Genomic DNA, 19,164 nt, shown 5'->3' on the forward strand with positions numbered 1-19,164 from the left:
GTGTGGCGATTCTTGCATAGAAACCGACGGGCTGTCCACTTGCCTAGCGCGGCACGGGTACTTGGCGCGCCAGGTTCTTCAGTACGTCGTCCGGCCTCAGCCCTTCTATCTCGGCTTCCGGACGGAGAAGCACTCTGTGCCTCATTGCTGGCAGATAGACCGACATAACGTCGTCGGGGGTTACGTAATCGCGCCCGTGAAGCGCAGCAGCCGCCTTCGATCCCGAGAGCAACGCAACACCAGCACGAGGCGAGCCACCCAACACTAGATGCTCGGCCCCACGAGTCTTGCGGACGAGTGAGCCTATGTACCGTAGCACCTCCGCAGTAACCTGCACCCCGGCGATGGCCGCGCGTAGAGGTGCCAGCTCGAGCGCACTGACTACTGACACAATGCCCGCCTCGTCGAGCCTAGAGGGACGGAATCCGCGGTGATGGAGGTCCAAGACTGTGAGCTCGGCCGACTCGTCGGGATAATCCACCAGCACCTTGAACAGGAAGCGATCGAGTTGTGCCTCGGGCAGCGGGTAGGTTCCCTCGTACTCTATGGGGTTCTGTGTGGCAAATACGATGAACGGGTCCGGCAGGCTCTGGGTCGAACCCTCGATGGTCACCCTCCGCTCCTCCATGGCTTCGAGGAGTGCAGCCTGAGTTTTCGGGGGCGTGCGGTTTATCTCGTCCGCAAGCAGGACGCTGGTGAAGATCGGTCCGAGTCGTAGCTCGAACACGCCGCTAGAGGAGACGTACACCGATGTGCCGGTGATGTCGGAAGGCATCAGGTCAGGTGTAAACTGAATGCGGCGGAACGGGAGGTCGCATGCAAGCGCGAGAGACCGTACGGCGAGGGTCTTCGCCACGCCGGGGACACCTTCCAACAACACGTGCCCGTCCGCGAGCAGTGCGATCAGAAGTTGGTCCACGACCTCGTCCTGCCCCGCGATCGCCTTGCGGATTTCGCCTCGAAGTCGCTCCGCCGCTTCCGCAACCTGTTGCACGCCGGTGTCCATTGGGCAGATGATTCCCTTGTTGCCTCTATCCTCCTGCTAGTGGGCTTCCGGGAGGCCGCATTGCCCCGTATTTTTACTTGTATTTGACGCAAAGTCTCATTTTAGGACGCAGAAGACTTGACAATAAGGCACTCAAGTGCCACGATCTGCGTATCAGGAACTAGACGCGCGACGAACAGCTACGCGTCCGGAGGTTTTGCGAATCATGGGCAAAGCAGTTGGCATAGACTTGGGCACGACGAACTCGGTCGTGGCTGTGATGGAAGGCGGCGAGCCTACCGTCATCAGCACCGCGGAGGGTGGACGGATTCTTCCCTCTGTAGTCGGGTTCAAAAAGAACGGAGAGCGTCTTGTAGGCGTGACTGCCAAGCGACAGGTGGTGGTGAACTCCGACAACACCATCTACTCTGCAAAGAGGTTCATTGGCCGTCGGTTCGACGAGGTCACCGAGGAGGTCAAGCTCGTTCCCTTCAAGGTGAAGCCGGACAAGAACGGGATGGTCACCTTCCACATCCCCGCGATGAACAAGGACTATACGCCGGTGGAGATCGGTGCGATGGTGCTCGGCAAGCTGAAGGCAGACGCCGAGGCCTACTTGGGCGAGCCGGTTACCGATGCGGTCATCACCGTACCGGCGTACTTCAACGACTCACAGCGCACGGCGACCAAGCAAGCCGGCGAAGTGGCCGGGCTGAACGTGCTACGCATCATCAACGAGCCCACTGCTGCGGCACTAGCATACGGCCTTGACAAGAAAAAGAACGAGACCGTACTGGTATTCGACCTGGGTGGAGGAACCTTCGACGTCAGCATTTTGGACGTTGGAGAGGGTGTTTTCGAGGTGAAGTCCACCAGTGGCGACACGCACCTGGGCGGAGACGATTTCGATGACCGCATCGTGCAGTACGTGGTGAAGGAGTTCAAGAAAGACACCGGCGTGGACCTGATGAAGCAGCCCGATGCCCTTCAGCGCATACGCGAGGCGGCGGAGAAAGCCAAGACCGAGCTGTCGACGCAGGTCACGGCCAACATCAACCTGCCCTACATTACGGCGGTGGACAATCAGCCGAAGCACCTGGACATGACCATCACGCGCGCACAGTTCGAAGGGCTGTGCACCGACCTGCTGGAAAGGGTGAAGAAGCCGTTCCACCAGGCTCTGGAAGACGCGAAGCTGAAGCCTCAGGACATCGACGAGGTTTTGTTAGTCGGCGGTTCGACCCGTATGCCGATGGTGCAAGAGCTGGTCAAGACGCTGTGCGGCAAGGAGCCGAACCGTGGCGTCAACCCAGACGAGGTGGTTGCGGTCGGTGCGGCGATTCAGGCCGGCGTGCTTGCGGGCGAGGTCAAGGGCATCGTCTTGCTTGACGTCACTCCGCTATCCTTGGGCGTGGAGACGCTCGGCGACGTGATGGACATCCTGATCGAGCGAAACACCACGATCCCGACGAAAAAGCAACGGACCTACACCACTGCTAAGGACGGGCAGACTGAAGTCGAGATTCACATCCTGCAGGGCGAGAGGAGCCGCGCAAGCGCCAACAAGTCGCTCGGGAAGTTCCATCTGACCGGGATTCCACCGGCGCCCGCGCGGGTTCCGCAAATCGAAGTCACCTTCGACATCGATGCCAACGGGATTCTGAACGTCAGCGCAAGGGACCTGGCTACCAACCGCCAGCAGGCTATCACGATCACCGGCTCGGGCAGCCTCGCCAAGGAGGAGATCGAGCGAATGATCGCCGAGGCTGAGAGCCTGAAAGACCAGGACCGCGAGTTTCGCGAGCGCGCCGAGACCTTCAACAAGGCCGACCAACTCTGTTACAGCGTGGAAAAGACACTCGCCGACCTCGGCGACCAGCTATCCGAGGCTGACAAGACTACGGTCAACGACCTGGTCGCATCGCTGCGGAAAGCTGTGGCGGACCAGAACTTGGAAGAGGTGAATCGCCTACACAACGACCTGGAGCAGGAGTTCTACAAGCTGTCGAAGCAGGTGTACGAGCGCGCGGGCAGCCCGACGCAGCAAGAGGCTCCCCCCACCGAGGAGACCGTCGGAGCTGCCGCCGGTACATCGAGTTCCGGCCCTGACGAGGACGTGATCGACGCAGAGTTCAAGACCGAATAGCCACTCACACTAACAAGAAGGAGGAGTCGAAACAATGACACTGTCAAGACAAGACCCGATGACGCCTTTCGGGCGCTTCGACCGCATAGTTCGAAGGCTGTTCGACGAGATAAACGCGCCGGCTTGGAACGAGATCTCTGCGGGCGTGTCTGCGTGGGCTCCCCCCGTGGACATCAAGGAGACCGAGTCCGAGCTAATTCTAACGGCTGAGCTGCCCGGAGTCAAGATGGAGGACATCGACATCGAAATGGCGGGCGAGCACCTGACCATCAAGGGCAAGCGCGAGTTCGAGCAGACTACCGAGAAGGACAACTACATCCGCGTCGAACGGGCTTACGGGAGCTTCTCCCGCTCGTTCATGCTCGGCGTTCCGATCGAGGCGGATAAGGTGGAGGCCAGCTACAAGGACGGCGTGCTCACGGTGACGCTGCCGAAGTCGCCCAGCGTGCGCCCGAAAAAGGTACAGGTCAACGTCAGCTAAACCCTGTACTGGCCCGGGGTGCGGGCTTGCCCGCACCCCGGGGGCCATAAGGTGGTGGAGTCATGCCAGGCAAAGACTATTACTCCGTGCTCGGAGTCGGACGCAATGCTACTGACAAGGAGATAAAGGCGGCCTATCGCAAGAAAGCCAGGCAGTTCCACCCCGACGTGAACCCCGGCAATAAGGATGCCGAGGAGAAGTTCAAGGAAGTCAGCGCCGCCTACGAGGTGCTATCCGATCCGCAGAAGCGAAAGATGTACGACACCTTCGGCGCCAACTACGAGCAGGCGCAGCAGGCTGGCGAACGATTCCAAGACTTCGATCTAGGTGGGTTCCGTTTCGGCGACCTCGGAGATATCTTCTCGCAGTTCATGCGCGGTCAGGGTGGCTCTACCACCACCGTCCGACCACCGCAAGACATCCAGTACGAATCCGAGATCACTCTGGAAGAGGCTTTCGGGGGGGTCACAAAGACCATCACCCTACAGCTCGACGAGCCCTGCGCCGGCTGCAGCGGCACCGGCTCGAGAGCCAGCGGCAAGCGCCGCACATGCCCCACCTGTGGCGGACGCGGTGCGATTGGCGGTCTGTTCGGCATGCAGTCCGCTTGCCCAGAGTGTGGCGGCTCGGGACAGACGGATAGAGATGTGTGCCCCGAGTGCAAGGGACGAGGATCCACGCCCGGCCGCCGAAAGGTGACCGTGAAGATACCCGCGGGCGTGGCCGACGGTCAGAAGGTGCGGGTCGCCGGGCAAGGAGTGGCGGGGAGTTCCGGACGCAAGGGGGACCTGTACGTGGTAGTGCGGGTTCGACCGCACGAGAAGTTTCGGCGAGATCGCGACGACCTTCACGTCGAAGTGCCCGTGTACTTCACGACCGCTGCTTTGGGGGGTGAGGTGCAGGTGCCTACCATGCGCGGCCAGGTCAGGATGACCCTCCCAGCCGGCACGCAGTGCGGACAGAAGTTCCGGTTGCGAGGAGAAGGCATGCCACGGCTGCGCGGACAGGGACGCGGTGACCTGTATGCAACCGCGAAGGTGATCCTTCCCAAGCGCCTGTCGGTGAAGCAGCGAGAGCTATTCACTCAACTAGCGGAGCTGGGGGAGCAATGACACGCGACGAACCGCTGTACCCGATCGGTGTGGTATCGAGATTGTGTGGTTGCCATCCGCAGACGCTGCGCATGTACGAGCGCCTAGGGCTTATCAAGCCGCAGCGTGTGGGTGCCAAAAACCGTATGTACAGCGAGGCCGACCTAGAGCGTCTTCGCCGCATACAGCGTCTAACACAAGACATGGGAGTGAACCTAGCCGGTGTGGAAGTCATATTGCGGCTGTTGGACGAGATTGCCGAGATGCAGACCGAATTCGATGAGCACCTGACCAAGCTACAGCATGAGATGGAACGGCGGATTGCCGAACTGATGAAAGACAGCCAGGCACCCGTCCCAGCAGAGCGCGTGACGATCACTCGGTTTCGGCGGCGTATAGACGTATGATTATCACGTGTGATAGGAAGCGGGCGGGGCGCTCTGCGCCCCGCCCGCAGCATTCAGTCGAGTTGGCGTCGGGGTCTAGCTGCCGACCTTCCCGAAATTCACCAGTACTACGTTCAGATCGGGAAGGTCGGTGACACCGCTACCGTTGTAGTCGGCACCGCCGCCACCGAAGTTGACCAGCACCTTGTTCAGGTCGGCCAGCGTTATGTTGTTGTCCCCGTCGCCGTCGCCGTTGTAGCGCATCGTCCAGTTCAGAGTATTCGGCACCAACGAGGACAGAGAAGTGGCGACCGACTCGGTCAGGTGCGTCGGGGTCTTCACGCGAACCAGCGTGCCGCCCTTGTTCGCAAACCACACCGAGTAGTTGCCGGTGGCATTCAGCGGCGTCACCTGCGTCTCGACCAGCGCCGCACCGTCGTACAGCATGATCGTCAGAGGGATGCCGGTCAGGGAACCCACGTAGTCATTGAGAACAACGCGACCCAGCACCAGCGACAACTTGTCAATGGTGACGGTGTACGCACCGCTCGTACCGACGTTCCCGAACATGTCCTGGATGCGGAACTGGATCCGGTTCGTGTTGCCGGCCGTGTCGAAAGGAACGTTGGCAGCCGTAATCGTCTGCACCGCCGTCGTACCGTTGCTACCACTGCACGCTGCCGCAGTCCATGCAGACCACGTGCCGCCGCTGTTCGTGGAGAACCGGTACTGCGCGCTGCCTACGTTCAACCCGCTGGTGAGGTCTCGGACTTGTACCGAGCAGGTCTGGCTGCCGCCGTTGACTGCACCCGCAGGCTGGAAGTTGGCCCAGCTCCCAGGCGCCGTGGCATCCACGGGATGGTTGAGCCATCCGGTGCCCGAAGCGGTCCCGAACATGTCCTCGATGTAGAACCAGATCGCGTTCTGCGTCAGCGAGTCCTGGTTGAACGGGACGTTGGACGCCGTAACGGTCTGCGTGGCAGTGGTTCCGTTCGAACCGGTGCAAGTGGCCGTGAAGGGACCGAAGTAGGTGTTGCCACCGTCCCTCGAGTACCAGTACTGACCGCTGGCAACGTTGAGCCCCGACGTTGCATCCCGAATCGTGATGCTCAGGGTGGGTGTCTGTGTGGTGCTCTGAGCCGGGCTCACGCTGCCCCACGGAGTTGGAGCCGTACCATCGATCTGTACCGTGTATGTGGCCGTGGTCGAGTTGCTCGACATGTCCTCGATGCGGAGCTGGATCCTGTTCTGCGTCAGCGAGTCCTGATTGAACGGGATGCTGTTCGCAGAAACGGTCTGCACGCCAGTAGTGCCCTGCGAGCCAGTGCAGTTCAGAGCGAGCCACGAGCTATACGTCGTGCCACCGTTCGTAGAGTAACGATACGTGGCGGAGGTCGTGTCGAGTCCAGACCAGCCTACGTCCTGTACGTTAGCCGAGATGTTCGGCGTGGTGTCTGTCGTCTGCGTCGGGCTGAAGTTGCTGAAGGTAGGCGGCGACGCGTCCGCTGTCTTGTCGAAGTTCACCTCGCCGATCCAAGTGCCCCAGGTGTTGCCCGACATGGCATACTGGCCGTAGATCCAGAAGGTCTGCGCGTCGGACGGGTCGAGTCCGATTCCGAAGTAGTCGCCCCAGCGTCCGCCAGTGTATGCACCGGCCCCAGACTTTAGAAGAGCGCTGCCCTGCATCGTGCTATCGGACGAGCGCCTACCCGAGTAGCGGATGCCAGCGTACTCGGAGCCGGATCGTGCGAAGACTACGGCCATATCGTTGAGGTTATTCACAGAAACCGCTGGATAGTAGTAGTCCAAGCCCGAAGCGCCCCACCTCTCGTCCCAAACGACGGAAGGGGTGCCCGGAGTGTAGATTTTGTAGTACTTGATGACTGCCCGATTGCCCGAACCCCAGTCATAGGCAACGGAATGGGCCGTATAGATGTGGTTGACGTAGTACTCGGCATTCAGGAGTCGCGCGTCAATGTTGTCTATGTTCGTCGTCGTGTCCGGCTGGTCGCCATCCGGCGGCGCGGAGTACGAGACCACTGTCACCTTTGTACCGGCTAGCGAGGGCGTTCCCGTCGGATTCGTGATCTTCCAGACCACCACATAGTCACCGGACACGCGGTTGGAGTTGATCAAGAGGCCCATCCCTGGATACGAGTGGCTCTGGGCCGCCCGCAGGGTATGGGTCTTCGTGCCGGCGTCGTCGTTCATGTTCCAGAAATCGTACCAACCCGCAGCCTGCGCGTTGTAGATCTCAGACTTCAGCAGCCGGCGGACCTTCGAGTACTGAAAGCCGCCGCCCCAAGCGAATTGATTGGCCGTTAGGTACACCGCACCTACGTCGTCGTAGCCGATACTCGGGTAGTCGGCCCAGTTGTTGGTGTTGTTGCTGCCGTCGAGCCTGGCGTTGAAGTAGTACCACCACCAGCTCCCCAGCGCGTTGTTGTCGTCCGAAACCATCACGACCCAGTTGGAAGTGAAGTTCGTGTCGTCCCGCTGCAGGATGCAGATCACGAAGCGCTGGCTGTGGTTGTCGTAGAAACAGACCGGATCGAACAAGAATCGCGAGTCGTTGAGCCAGTCGTTGAAGTCCACCTGGAAGAGCAGATCGCCCTTCTTGTTGTAGATGGCCCAGTCGTCGTTGGTGACGACCACTACGTTGTGTGGACCTACCGCGATGTCGGGATCGGGTGGGATCCAGCCATTGGGACCTACCGAGTTCCAGTTCCGGAGCAGGTTGGGTGCAGCGATCTCGGGGCCACCGGACTCGTCAACCTGGATCGGCCCGGTCGAGGACGGGAATGGGCCTCCCGGCACGGGGTCGTGCTTCTTGATTCGTGGCTTCGACCACTCCGGGTACAGTTCAGGGATCAGGTCGTACGTGGACCGGAAATGGGGCCGTACCCTCTCAATGCCCGGACCGGCTCCTCCCACGAAAGGCTGGTCTGGCCGGTCGGTAATGCCCACTACTGTCGCGTCCGGGTGGTCGGTGATCTGGGACCCGGAGCCCGTCTGCTGTGGACTCTCCTGGGCTGCGAAGGCAACCGTAGCGGCGAGAATCGCCCCGAACGCTGCCATTCGAGAATAAGCCGCGTGGCTCATCTGTGTCTCCTCCTTACGATAGTCCGCGCAGTGCCGAGGTCACAGGCCCCGGACACCTCACGCCCGACACGAGGCGAAATGCTTCGCATAGCTAAACACTCGTGCCATTTACTCTAAATAAACGCCGTGCGCATCAAAGGGCAAACTGTGGTCGTCGCTTCACGCGGTCGCTTCAGATACAATTCTACCGTGGAATGCCCCTATCCGCAAGAACAACTACTCGCCCGGTGCACGGTTCTTCGTCAATCTGCGGTGCATTTACAGGCTGCGGTCTGGCTTCCTACTCCCCGGATTTGGCGAAGTTAAGCATCACCAGGTTCATGTCGGGAAGATCCACTTGCCCGCTCCCGTTATAGTCCGCAGGATGCCTCGACTTCGTGAAGTTGATCATTACTAGGTTTAGGTCCGGGAGCCCGATCTCGTTGTTCCCGTCGCCATCGCCGTTGTAAGGCAGAGTGAGGTCAAGGAAATTGGTCTGAAGGCCCGAAAGGACCTTGGCGACCCTTCTCGACAGATGGTGCGGAGTCTTGGCTCGTATGTGCGTACCGCCGGCGTCCCTGAACCATACTACATAGCCGCCGTCAGAGCGAAGGTTGGTGGTGACCGTTTCCATGAGCACGGCACCGTTGAACTGCTGGAGCGTGGCCTCTATCCCGAGGGGACTCGCCTCGAAGTCCGCGAGCGTGATCTTGCCCTCCAAGCGAGCCAGCTTGTCGATTCGAACTGCGTATGTCATCTCGCCCTGGTTACCGAACATGTCCTGAACCCTGAACTGGATCAGGTTCTCGCCAAGCACACCAGAGTGATTAAACGGCACGTCCGAGGCAGTGAGGGTTTGATAGTCGGTAGTGCCGTTCGAGCCCGTGCAGTTCGCTGGAGTCCACGCGCTCCATGTCGCGCCACTGTTCGTGGAGAAGCGGTAATACGCGGTGATGACGTTCAGCCCCGAAGTAATGTCGTGGACCATCACGGAACAGGTGTGCACGCCACCATTCACGATCGTGTCGGGGTAGAAACCAGCCCAATCCTCGGGAGCCCTCGTGTCTACGGGAATCACGTACACCGGAGACCAGGAGATGTTCCGATACATGTCCTCGACACGAAACGTGATCAGGTTTTTCGTCATCGAGTCCTGATCGAAAGGAACAGCAAGCGTCGTGAATCGCTGCCAGCCGTTACTCCCTTCGTCGCCAGACACGAACGGGGTGCTTGGAGCCGTGACCTGGGTCCACGTTTGACCGGTGTCTCTCGAGTACCAGTAGGTACCGCTCGGCGGGTAGAGTCCGGACTCGTCGTCCCGGACGTAGCTAGCGACGACCGGTTGCTGTGTGTGAAAGGTATAGTCCGGACTCGACTGCCACCCATAGGGCGGTATAGTATCGGGCAGACTGTAGTGGCTCATCTCGCCCACACCAATCTGCCACTTGCCATCGGACATCGTGTGCATATGGGCCATCCATATGATGTATCCCATCGGGTCCAAGGAGGAGCCGGCGTACTGCGCCCAAGTGTAACGCGTGTAGGGTGCTTGGCCTCCTGCAATCCAACCGAAACCGGAGAGCCATGGGTCGCCGGTCTTGCTCATTGTAAGCGACGAGGGATAGGCCCAGCTCGTGTTGCTGTAGTTGAAGCCGACGTACGTGGTGGGCACAGGGTCGAAGTCGGCAATCGGTATGTACGCACCATCGTCTGCCCAACCGACCTGCTGCTGCCACTCCACGTAATCGGAGCCCGGGTGAAAAGCATACACCCGGAAGATAGGGCGGTTAGTACCGGAGAAGCTGTACCCTACCGTGTGCGATAAGAGTATGTATTGATCGGCCGCAACCGCAGACGTCAGCCATGCGTAGCCCGTGGCCACGAGGGCCCCGGAACCGTATTGCGGGGCATCGGGTGGGTAGGTGTAGGCCCAACAGCCCACGTTCTTCTCGATTGTCACGGTAAAGGGGTTGGAGAATGGGCCCCGAGTGATCCAGATGCGAATGCTGTCCCCGCCATATGGCTTCGTAGCTGCCAGGATCACGTCGTGAGGGTTATACTGCCTTGGCTCGGCAACCTGGAGCCGTTGAGCGTAGGAGCCGTCGTACATCATCCCCCAGTAGGTGTAATACGTAAGTGGCTCGCCTGCTCTGAGTTTCGCTTTCGGCAGATAGCGCGCTTGTGCGTACTGAAAGTCGCCCGCAAAGGTGTACATGTCGTTCGCAATGCACACCTCCGAGTCCCAATTCTGCCCCATACTGGTGTGTGTCGCCCACAAGCCAGCGTTAGAGGCGTTGATGTCCCAAATCCATGCCCAGCCTTGGTCGAGCAGGTTTTCGGGCATGACGATGACAAACTGCTTGGAGGTCGGCGGATTGGAGGAGGAGCCCAGGAAGACGGCTATGAACACTGGTCCGTCAGAATCGTAGACGACGCGGGGTTCGTGGAGGTAGAGGCTCGTGGGGATCAGCCAGTTCATGTCGGCTTCCCACACCAAGTCGCCCCGCTTCGTGTACACCGCGAGACGGTTGCCCGTAGCCACGACGACTCGCTTAGTGCCGACCGCTATGTCCACGCCATCTGGCAAGCGGTCCGTCTCCGACATCGCGACCCATGTCCGCAGCATATTGGGAGTAGCGATGCCAGGATCGCCGGGGTTGGACGCAAGTACAGGACCCTCCGAGCCGTGAGCGAGCGGCCACTTTCTCCCGTCGTGTAAAATGGGTGGATTACTGATTGGCCCGAGCGGGCGTTTGGGCTCGGAGAGGCGCACCAAAACCGGTGCAACTTCCTGTGGTCCGAAGGCAGATTGGCCGCTCCAGTGCGTGCCAGATGCGTTTGGCGCAGCCACCGACTGTGCGCAAGCGTTCGAAACTAGTCCCAGCGTCACGAGGATTAGAACAGATGCGATTCTGAGACACTGGCTACCAGGCATGTCCTACCTCCACATCGAGACAGGGTGCGCTGACGCCTGCAGGCCGGGCGCTGGCGTCGGGGGCGCTGCGCCCATCTTCGAGAAAGTTGTGTGAAGCATTCTACAACATTTAGGGACGATCTGCAACAAGTAACTCATATGCCTCGGATTCCACGTACCGACCAGGAACCCACAGCCATACGAGGGGCTTGCCGTTACGCTTGATGGACGAGTTGGCCCCGGACATAGAGCGCCCCTACTGCGTTCGCGCTGCCAACCGAAATGAGCGCATCTTCGATGCCCAGAGTAGAATCCGCGTTCGGGGAATCTAGGGAAAGCACCTGGAAGTCGGCACTCGCGCCAGGCGCCAACACGCCGCAGCGATCCCCGAGCCCCAGAGAATGGGCAGCGTTGCGGGTTGCCATGGCCAGCAGTGTGCGGGCCGGTATGAATGGCATGCCGCGAGCGAGGTTGGCCGATTGAGCGGCACGCATCTCCTCGAACATGTCGAAGTCGTCGTTGGAGAGCAAGCTATCGGTGCCGAGCGCGACGTTCACACCCGCTTCCAGGAGTTCGTGTACCGGCGCAGTACCGACACCCAGTTGGGAGTTGGAGCGTGGACAGTGAACCACGGAGCAACACGCTCGCGCGATGGTCTCGATGTCGTCGCCGCTAAGCTGGACGCAGTGCACTAACTGCACCTCTGGCCTCAGAAGACCGACACGGCCGAGATACTCCACGGGGGTCGCATGCACAGGCCTAACTGGTAGTGCCATTTCTCGGAACCAGTCTGCTAGCTCTCCCCTGCCCTCGGTCAAGAACTCCACCTCCTCCCAACTTTCGGCACAGTGAATCGCCGTCGGCCCTTTTGAGAAGGTCCTCAGCGCCTCTTCGACGACCGAGTAGGGGGCATGCGGAGCCAACCTTACGTCTACATGCAGGCCGGCGGCTTGGCGCTGTTGGTCGGCCTTGTGACGGCATGCGTCGAGGCTCTCTCGCCACGTCGGCTGGTCGCGCAAGGCAATCACTTCCTGAAACACCACTCCACGAAGCCCAGCTTCGTTTAGCGCCTGCACCGAGACCGGAGCATCGCTAAAATCGCCGACGGCGCCTATCCCCGCTCGCGCGTTCATGAGTGCACCACGGCGGGCGCCCTCGAAAAAGGTCTCTGGTTCCGCAGTTCGCTTTAGATTTGTCACTTGGCGCAACCAAGGCACGAAACTACGCTCCGTTGTCATGCCTGCTAGGTCGGTGTACTCCAGGTGGCAGTGCGCATTCACGAAGCCGGGGAGAATAGCTGCATCGCCGTGCTCGACAGCCGCCTGCCGCGTGGCCGGGCGAACCTCCGCGATGCGCCCGCACTCTACGACGATCTCGCCGTCTTCGATAGGAGGAGACGACACGGGAACGATCCACCTCGCACGGTGGATCACAGGTCCTGCATCCACGCTTCCTCCACCTGATCGTAGGTGGATTGGCGAACGTGAAGGTCGCCGAACAGCACATTGAACACATAGCTCTCGCGCCTACGGATGCGCGAGTAGTAGTCGTCCTCGGGGTCTATGGGACGTTGTCCCAGATGCCAGTGCCCTGCTGCGTCGAAGAGTACATTCACCTTGGTACCTTCCTTGAAGGTACTCACGCGAATGCCACGGAACGCGATCTCCGTACGCCAAACGTAGCTCGAACCGAACTTCGAGTAGCTAGTAGGCATGGCGTACAGAACGTGATCGTTAAAGTCCTCCACCTTATAGCCATTGTCAGCCGGGCACTTCCAGATCTCTTTGCTCTTCTGATACGGTTGCAGCACCTCGTGCAGCATCGGCATATAAGGGATCTGCACCTGCCACTCGGGGTGCTGCCTCCAGATCTCCGGCGTGTACTTGTCGGTCGGATCCACGGCGTAAGGGAAGCGGTCGCTATAGTTCTCAGCGTACATGGCCATCGAGGCGCCGATCTGTTTGAGGTTCGAGACGCATGTCGCACTGTTGCCTTTGCGGCGGGCCGCGTTGAAGACCGGGAAGAGAATGGCGGCGAGCAGCGCCAGAATACCGATTACGACGAGCAGTTCAATGAGCGTGAACCCGCGTTTCATCGTTTCCCTCGGTCGAAGCATGCCATGTCTTGTATACGCACCTTATGCTCGATTGAAGCCCCTATTCGTGCCGTAGTGCCTCAATAGGATCCAGCCGAGCCGCGCGCCACGCAGGGTAAAGGCCAAATACGATGCCTACTGCAGCAGAAAATACGGACGCCCCTATAGCTGCCCACACTGGGAAGGTCATGCGAATTCCCGGAATCCTCCCTTCCGCCATGGGAGAGTGCGTGAACCAATCCACGGCAGCCCCCAGCCCATAGCCGAGCGCCATGCCGATCAGTCCTCCGATAAGCGAGAGGGTAGCGGCCTCGACCAAGAACTGAAAGAGCAGCTCGTAGCGCTTCGCTCCCACCGCCATCCTGAGGCCGATCTCGCGGGTGCGCTCTGTTACGGAGACGAGCATGATGTTCATGATGCCGATCCCTCCGACGAGAAGTGCGAGGCCTGCTACCCCTGCGAATACCACACCCAGACCGGTAATCATGGCACCGAACGCGGCGGTGATGGCCTCCTGCGAAGCGATCTGGAACACTGGACGGTTATCGTGGTGCCGCATCATGGTCTCCCAGATTTGGTCCATCGCCTTTTCGGCGTCCACTCCCGGACGCGGTCTTGCCCAGATGATCGCCACATTGTCCGTCCCGAGCCACCTCTTCTGCACCGCCGAAAGCGGAATGAAGGCGACCTTGTCGTTGTTCTGACCGAATGCTGCGCCTCGCTTGACCAGCGTGCCGATCACCCGCAGGCTGCGACCCCGGATCATAACGTCCTTTCCGACCGCATCACCTTTGGGGAACAGCTTCTCCGCCACCTCGTGGCCAAGAACGATGTGGTTAGCCCACGAACTCATGTCGCTCGCGTCGAAACCCCGGCCCGTCTCGATACTGAGCCCCCTGAGGTCGAAGTACGGCTCCTCCACCCCGGAGAACTCAACGCCCTCGATCTCCAGATCCAGGTGCGAGACTTTCACCTGTCCTTGTGGCAACTCACCAGACACGTGCTCGAGCAACGTGCACTCGGCGCGGATGTTCTCGATGTCTTTTGTCGTGAGCGCGGAGATCGGCCCCCTGCCTTCCCCCCTCTCGCGTCGTCCAGGGTCATAGAAAACCATCAGCACATCGGAACCGAGGCTCTGAAACTGCTCCGACATGAAAGAGCGAAAGCCCTCGACCATCTCCACGGTGACGGTGACACCCATCACGCCGATGATGATGCCCAGCATTGTTAGGGCCGAACGCACCTTGTTCGCCGCCAGCATCGAGAGGGCGATGTTCAGAGACTGGATCAGGTTCACTGGTTGTCCTCGCTCTGCTCCTCGCTCGGTGGGCCAAAGACGTTCATGGGCTTCCTCTTCGGGCCCGTGAAAGGTGCCTTCGCGAACTTGTCGCCCTCCTTCGCTCCACTGACGATCTCGTACTGCGTCACACCCTTGAGCCCAATCTGGAGCGGGACTCGTCTGGTTTCTGGCACCATTTTGCCGGTCTTCTTGTCCTTCACTTGCTTGCCGGTCAAAAGCAAGCCGTAGTACACGTCCTTTCCGGTCTCCTTTCCTACCGCCTCGGCAGCCAGCAGTAGTGCGTTCTTTGCCCTACCCGTAATGATCCGACATTTTGCCGTCATCCCGGGCTTCAGGCGCGGATCCGGATCGCGCAGGCGCACTTCCACCTCGAACTTGACAACGGTATCGGCGGTGACGGCCGTCACTGCAGCCCCTTCCGAGGCAGGCGCAATTCGATGCACTCTTCCCTCGAACTTCACACCCTGCAGCGCATCCGCCGTAATCTCCACGTCCTGCCCCTCTCGCAGACGCGCCACGTCCACCTCGTTCACCTGCAACCGGACACGCAGCTCGCTCAGGTCTGCAATCTGATACACAGGCGTTCCCGCCGAGAAGCCAGATAGCGCAGTCACTAGGTCACCCACCTGCACGTAGCGCTTGGTGGCCATTCCATTCATCGGGGAGCGAATCTCTGTCTCGTTCAGCTGCCGTTCGGCATCCGCCAGTTGGCTGCCCACTTGGTCCACGGCGGCCCTAGCCTGGTCCACTTGTTCTCGCGTCGCCCTCACGTTCTGTTGCCGAGCACGAGCAGCGGCGAGGTTGGCTTCGGCGATCTGCAATGCCTCCTTCTTGAGCTGAACCACATAGGTGTTGGCCTGTGCTTGCCTGTAGCTCGCCTGCGCCTGTTTTAGCCTCTCCTCCGCCGCTTTCAGGCGAACCGGCTGTTGTTTATCGAGCAACTCGCGAGCCTTGACCGCGGAAACGTAGGCGGTCTGCGCCGTGTCGAACAACGCCTTCGCAGCCTCCAGCTCACGCGCGGAGGCATAACCCTTCGCAACGAGGTTGGAGACACGCATGTGCTCGGCTCTCCGTTGTTCGAGATTGGCGCGTGCATCGTCCACTGCGCGGTCGGCATTCAGGCGCTCTTGCGGGAAGATGGCATCTTGGAGTTCCACGAGGTCCTGAGACGCGGCATCCATGGCGGCTTTCGCTTGGTCCAGAGCCGCCTCGGTCAGCTTCGGCTGGGTCTCCAGTTCCTGTCGTGCCTGGCGGTACGAAGCCTCAGCCTGCCGCAGGTCGGCGGAGGTGCTTCGCTGATCCGTCTCGTAGCGAATGCCGGCCTCTTGCAGGCGGGAGAGGGCCGACCGCTGTTGGGCCCTAACCTGTGCCACGACCAGCTGCGTCTCCTGAGGGTCTACGGTAGCTAGGGTTTGTCCCGCCCTTACCATCTGTCCCTCTTCCACCAAGAGGCTTGCCACACGTCCACCGGTCCGGGGGCGCACTTCGACGGCGCGAACCGCCTCCACGGTGCCCGACTCCACCACGTCCACCACCAGTTCGCCTCTGGTAACCGTGAACGTCCGTTCCTTCTTTTGGGCGGGCTGCATGGCTCGCATCGCCACCCAAGTCGAACCGCCAATGATGATGACACCGAGCCCTAGGCATCCGAACACGACCCCGCGCTTACCGATTCTCATTGCGTTCTCATCCTCTTCCCTTCCCAGCCTTCACGGTCAAGGGCCTCATGCCCGGATACGCCCTCGCCTCGTACCGGGTTGCGGCGCTCCGCCTTCCGGCTGTTCAACCCGCTTGCGTTCGCTCCTGCCACGCGCAGGGCCTGAGCACTTCGCCCCAACCGAAGGCCATCTGCCCGACCGCCACCACGCTACGCGTTCCCAGGGGTATACACACTACCCACAGCGGGCGAATCCGATAATCAAGAACGATGTCCCCGAGTGCGAGGAGCGAACGATGAAGCAGCTACTTCAGAACTACAAGACGGGCAAGATGGAAGTCGCCGAGGTTCCCCCACCTTCGGCCCGATCCGGCGGAGTGCTCGTCGCCAACCGCTTCTCGCTAATCAGCGCCGGCACGGAGCGACAGAAGGTGGAGACGGCGAAGAAAAGCCTCATCGGTAAGGCCCGTTCGCGCCCCGACCTGGTCAAGAAGGTGCTGCGTTCCATTCAGACCGAAGGCCTCGCCACCGCTTGGAGGAAGGTGCAGGCGCGCCTGGATCAGCCCACTCCGCTCGGCTATAGCTGCGCTGGCGTCGTGCGCGAGGTCGGGGCCGACGTGCCCGACATTCAGGTGGGTGACAGGGTGGCATGCGGTGGGGCCGAGCACGCACACCACGCCGAGTTGGTGTCGGTCCCTCTCAATCTGGTCGTTCCCGTGCCCGAGTCGGTCTCCATGGAGGAAGCGGCATACACGACAGTTGGAGCCATCGCCTTGCACGGCGTCCGGCAAGCACAGGTTCAGCTAGGCGACAACGTGATGGTCATCGGGCTCGGGCTGCTCGGCATTCTCACGGTTCAGCTCTTGAAAGGGTGCGGGTGCCACGTCATCGGTGTCGACGTCGCACCCCAGCGCGTGGAGATGGCCAAACGGTTCGGATGCGACCTGGCCGTGCTCCGTACGGAGGACCTGATCTCCGCCACCGAGGCATTCACACGGGGCTGCGGCGTAGACAGTGTGATCATCACCGCGGGCGGAGAGCAGAACAATGACCCGGTGGAGCTTGCGGGCGAGGTCGCACGGGACCGTGGACGTGTCGTGGTGGTGGGCATGGTCAAGACCGACCTGCCGCGCAGAACGTACTATGACAAAGAGTTGACCCTAACGACATCTCGCTCTTACGGCCCGGGGCGTTACGACCCACTGTACGAAGAGGCGGGGATCGACTATCCGATCGGTTACGTCCGGTGGACCGAGCGCGAGAACATGCGCGAGTTCCTGCGGCTGGTGGCGAACGGCAAGGTGGATCTGAAGTCCATCACCACTCACACCTTCAAGTTCGACGACGCACTCTCGGCGTACGACCTTCTAACCGGTCCGGACGCTGCTTCCACCCTTGGGGTACTGCTCGAGTACGCGACACACGAGCAGTATTCCCCAATCATCCATGCGGCGAAGATGGAACGCATGCCCGGCCCCGTGAAGCTCGGGGTCATCGGCGTGGGCAACTTCTGCACGGGCACGCTGCTGCCCCATCTCAAGGGGATCAGCGAAGTGGAGTTCGTCGGTGTTGCGAGCGCGGGCGGTGTGTCGGCCAAGAGTGCGATGGACCGCTTCGGCTTCCGCTATGCGGCAGGAAACGCACGGGACATCCTGCAAGACAGCGACATCAACGCGGTGCTCATCGCCACAAGGCACGACAGCCATGCTCCGCTGGTGTGCGAGGCGCTGCGGGCAGGCAAGGCCGTTTTCGTCGAAAAGCCGCTCGCGCTGAACGAAAACCAACTTGCCGACGTGATCCGTACCCACCAGGAAACAGGCGGATTCCTGTTCGTCGGCCACAATCGTCGCTTCTCGCCGATGGTGAAGCGAATCGCGGAGTTCTTCCGCAACCGCAGCGGGCCAATGATGATGAATTACCGCGTGAACGCCGGGCCGCTGGAAAGCAAACACTGGATGCGCGCCACGGCCGAGGGAGGCAGTCGGGTAATTAGCGAGGGCTGCCACTTCCTAGATGTGATGATGTTCCTCGCCGGAGCGCGGCCCGTTCGCGCCTTCGGTGCCATCCCCAAGGACGGGCACGAACCCGACACGGCACACGGTGTGGTGCAGTTCGCCGACGGGAGTGTGGGCACGCTGACCTACGTCACGATCTGTGACCCGAGCCTGCCGAAGGAACACCTGGAGGTTTTCTGCGACGGCAAGGGGGCGGTGCTGGAAGACTTCCGAGCACTGAAGCTATACGCGGATGGCAAAGCGAGCGAACATAAAGCGGCGGGCCAGGACAAGGGCCATAAGGCCGAGCTCGAGATGTTCGCGGAGCTCGTGAAGACGGGCGGCCCGATGCCAGTGAGCATCGAAGACCTCGCTGCGCTCTCGCTATCCACCTTCGCCATCCTCTCCACGGCTCCCGAGGGTGTAGCTACGACGCTGGATGTGCAGCGCCTGCTCGCCCGCGAGCCGGTGCAGCAGGCGTAGGGCTGACCCCATGCCCCGATGATCCGTCCTCGGATGGGGCTGGGGCCCGCACCCAGCCCGACTGCAGCCATCGCGGGATGCCGACGCCTATCCATCCGAGGGCGGATAGATAGGCAAGGTTGCCGGCTGCAACGGGGATCTAATCACGAGTAGGCCCGCTGCATGCAGACGACCGGGCTGCTGTGCCATAATAATTGTTCGCGTCACGCGCAGAGAGGTTATTGGATGTACGCGATCGTACAATCGGGCGGAAAGCAGTATCGAGCAGAGAAGGATGCCACGCTGATCTTGGACCGGATCGAGGGCGATTCCGGCTCCCGGGTCGAGCTGGACCACGTTCTGTTGGTCCGCACGGAATCGGGCGTGAAGGTGGGAACGCCGTACGTGCTTGGCGCCAAGGTGGTGGGTACCATCGTTCGCCAGGCCCGCGGGCGTAAGGTCGTCGGCCTGAAGTACAAGGCGAAAAAGCGCTACAAGAGACGATACGGGTTTCGACCGGAGCTCACGTTCGTCCGCGTCAACGACATCGTAGGAAGCTAGGGGAGGTCGCG

General features: G+C 60.8%; 13 protein-coding genes. 6 read left to right on the forward strand and 7 right to left on the reverse strand.

The window, feature by feature from the left end; all coding sequences use genetic code 11:
* Nucleotides 1–43: 43 nt before the first annotated feature.
* Nucleotides 44–1,006 carry a MoxR family ATPase gene (locus tag HRF45_02490; GenBank protein ID MEP0765398.1) on the reverse strand — a complete coding sequence of 321 codons (963 nt, stop codon included), beginning with the start codon at nucleotides 1,004–1,006 and terminating at the stop codon, nucleotides 44–46.
* A gap of 205 nt (nucleotides 1,007–1,211) precedes the next feature.
* On the opposite strand from HRF45_02490, the gene dnaK reads away from it, so the two are divergent.
* The 4 genes from dnaK to HRF45_02510 all read left to right on the forward strand — a co-directional run bounded on the left by dnaK (nucleotide 1,212) and on the right by HRF45_02510 (nucleotide 5,110).
* Nucleotides 1,212–3,131 carry a molecular chaperone DnaK gene (gene dnaK, locus HRF45_02495; GenBank protein MEP0765399.1) on the forward strand — a complete coding sequence of 640 codons (1,920 nt, stop codon included), beginning with the start codon at nucleotides 1,212–1,214 and terminating at the stop codon, nucleotides 3,129–3,131.
* Between the two features lie 34 nt (nucleotides 3,132–3,165).
* Nucleotides 3,166–3,612, forward strand: a complete 447-nt coding sequence (locus tag HRF45_02500) for an Hsp20/alpha crystallin family protein (GenBank protein ID MEP0765400.1) — start codon at nucleotides 3,166–3,168, stop codon at nucleotides 3,610–3,612.
* 62 nt (nucleotides 3,613–3,674) lie between these two features.
* A complete protein-coding gene (gene dnaJ / locus HRF45_02505) occupies nucleotides 3,675–4,724 on the forward strand; it encodes a molecular chaperone DnaJ (GenBank protein ID MEP0765401.1) in 1,050 nt (349 codons plus the stop codon).
* Nucleotides 4,721–5,110 carry a MerR family transcriptional regulator gene (locus HRF45_02510; protein MEP0765402.1) on the forward strand — a complete coding sequence of 130 codons (390 nt, stop codon included), beginning with the start codon at nucleotides 4,721–4,723 and terminating at the stop codon, nucleotides 5,108–5,110. Before dnaJ ends, HRF45_02510 begins: the two co-directional genes overlap by 4 nt.
* 75 nt (nucleotides 5,111–5,185) lie before the next feature.
* Here the strand turns inward: HRF45_02510 and HRF45_02515 are convergent, their stop codons facing one another.
* From HRF45_02515 to HRF45_02540, 6 genes are all read right to left on the reverse strand, one after another.
* Nucleotides 5,186–8,191, reverse strand: coding sequence for a hypothetical protein (locus tag HRF45_02515; protein MEP0765403.1), 3,006 nt, complete (start codon nucleotides 8,189–8,191; stop codon nucleotides 5,186–5,188).
* A 280-nt stretch (nucleotides 8,192–8,471) separates the two neighbouring features.
* The gene (locus HRF45_02520) at nucleotides 8,472–11,105 is read right to left on the reverse strand and encodes a hypothetical protein (protein MEP0765404.1); all 2,634 of its coding nucleotides are present in this window, start codon (nucleotides 11,103–11,105) and stop codon (nucleotides 8,472–8,474) included.
* Nucleotides 11,106–11,299: 194 nt separating this feature from the next.
* Entirely contained in the window at nucleotides 11,300–12,532 is a 1,233-nt protein-coding gene (locus tag HRF45_02525; protein MEP0765405.1) for an amidohydrolase family protein, read from the reverse strand.
* Entirely contained in the window at nucleotides 12,514–13,179 is a 666-nt protein-coding gene (locus HRF45_02530; GenBank protein MEP0765406.1) for a type II secretion system protein, read from the reverse strand. The genes HRF45_02525 and HRF45_02530 overlap by 19 nt, the downstream gene beginning before the upstream one ends.
* Nucleotides 13,180–13,240: 61 nt before the next feature.
* On the reverse strand, nucleotides 13,241–14,476 hold the full coding sequence (locus tag HRF45_02535; protein ID MEP0765407.1) for an ABC transporter permease: 1,236 nt from the start codon (nucleotides 14,474–14,476) through the stop codon (nucleotides 13,241–13,243).
* Nucleotides 14,473–16,158: an efflux RND transporter periplasmic adaptor subunit gene (locus HRF45_02540; GenBank protein MEP0765408.1), complete on the reverse strand. Its 1,686-nt coding sequence runs from the start codon at nucleotides 16,156–16,158 to the stop codon at nucleotides 14,473–14,475. The genes HRF45_02535 and HRF45_02540 overlap by 4 nt, the downstream gene beginning before the upstream one ends.
* A 274-nt stretch (nucleotides 16,159–16,432) precedes the next feature.
* Here HRF45_02540 and HRF45_02545 point away from each other — a divergent pair, with 274 nt between their 5' ends.
* Nucleotides 16,433–18,613, forward strand: a complete 2,181-nt coding sequence (locus HRF45_02545; protein MEP0765409.1) for a Gfo/Idh/MocA family oxidoreductase — start codon at nucleotides 16,433–16,435, stop codon at nucleotides 18,611–18,613.
* A gap of 225 nt (nucleotides 18,614–18,838) precedes the next feature.
* Complete coding sequence (gene rplU / locus HRF45_02550) at nucleotides 18,839–19,153, forward strand: 50S ribosomal protein L21 (GenBank protein MEP0765410.1); 315 nt, start codon at nucleotides 18,839–18,841, stop codon at nucleotides 19,151–19,153.
* Nucleotides 19,154–19,164 lie beyond the last annotated feature (11 nt).

This window comes from Fimbriimonadia bacterium (assembly GCA_039961735.1).
Classification (GTDB): Bacteria; Armatimonadota; Fimbriimonadia; order Fimbriimonadales; family JABRVX01; genus JABRVX01.

Bases quoted from the DNA above. Each gene is read 5' to 3' on its own strand.
- HRF45_02545 (MEP0765409.1), top strand. From the start codon at position 16,433: ATGAAGCAGCTACTTCAGAACTACAAGACGGGCAAGATGGAAGTCGCC.
- HRF45_02515 (MEP0765403.1), bottom strand. From the start codon at position 8,191: ATGAGCCACGCGGCTTATTCTCGAATGGCAGCGTTCGGGGCGATTCTC.
- dnaK (MEP0765399.1), top strand. From the start codon at position 1,212: ATGGGCAAAGCAGTTGGCATAGACTTGGGCACGACGAACTCGGTCGTG.
- HRF45_02530 (MEP0765406.1), bottom strand. From the start codon at position 13,179: ATGAAACGCGGGTTCACGCTCATTGAACTGCTCGTCGTAATCGGTATT.
- rplU (MEP0765410.1), top strand. From the start codon at position 18,839: ATGTACGCGATCGTACAATCGGGCGGAAAGCAGTATCGAGCAGAGAAG.
- HRF45_02490 (MEP0765398.1), bottom strand. From the start codon at position 1,006: ATGGACACCGGCGTGCAACAGGTTGCGGAAGCGGCGGAGCGACTTCGA.
- HRF45_02500 (MEP0765400.1), top strand. From the start codon at position 3,166: ATGACACTGTCAAGACAAGACCCGATGACGCCTTTCGGGCGCTTCGAC.
- HRF45_02540 (MEP0765408.1), bottom strand. From the start codon at position 16,158: ATGAGAATCGGTAAGCGCGGGGTCGTGTTCGGATGCCTAGGGCTCGGT.
- HRF45_02520 (MEP0765404.1), bottom strand. From the start codon at position 11,105: ATGCCTGGTAGCCAGTGTCTCAGAATCGCATCTGTTCTAATCCTCGTG.
- dnaJ (MEP0765401.1), top strand. From the start codon at position 3,675: ATGCCAGGCAAAGACTATTACTCCGTGCTCGGAGTCGGACGCAATGCT.
- HRF45_02510 (MEP0765402.1), top strand. From the start codon at position 4,721: ATGACACGCGACGAACCGCTGTACCCGATCGGTGTGGTATCGAGATTG.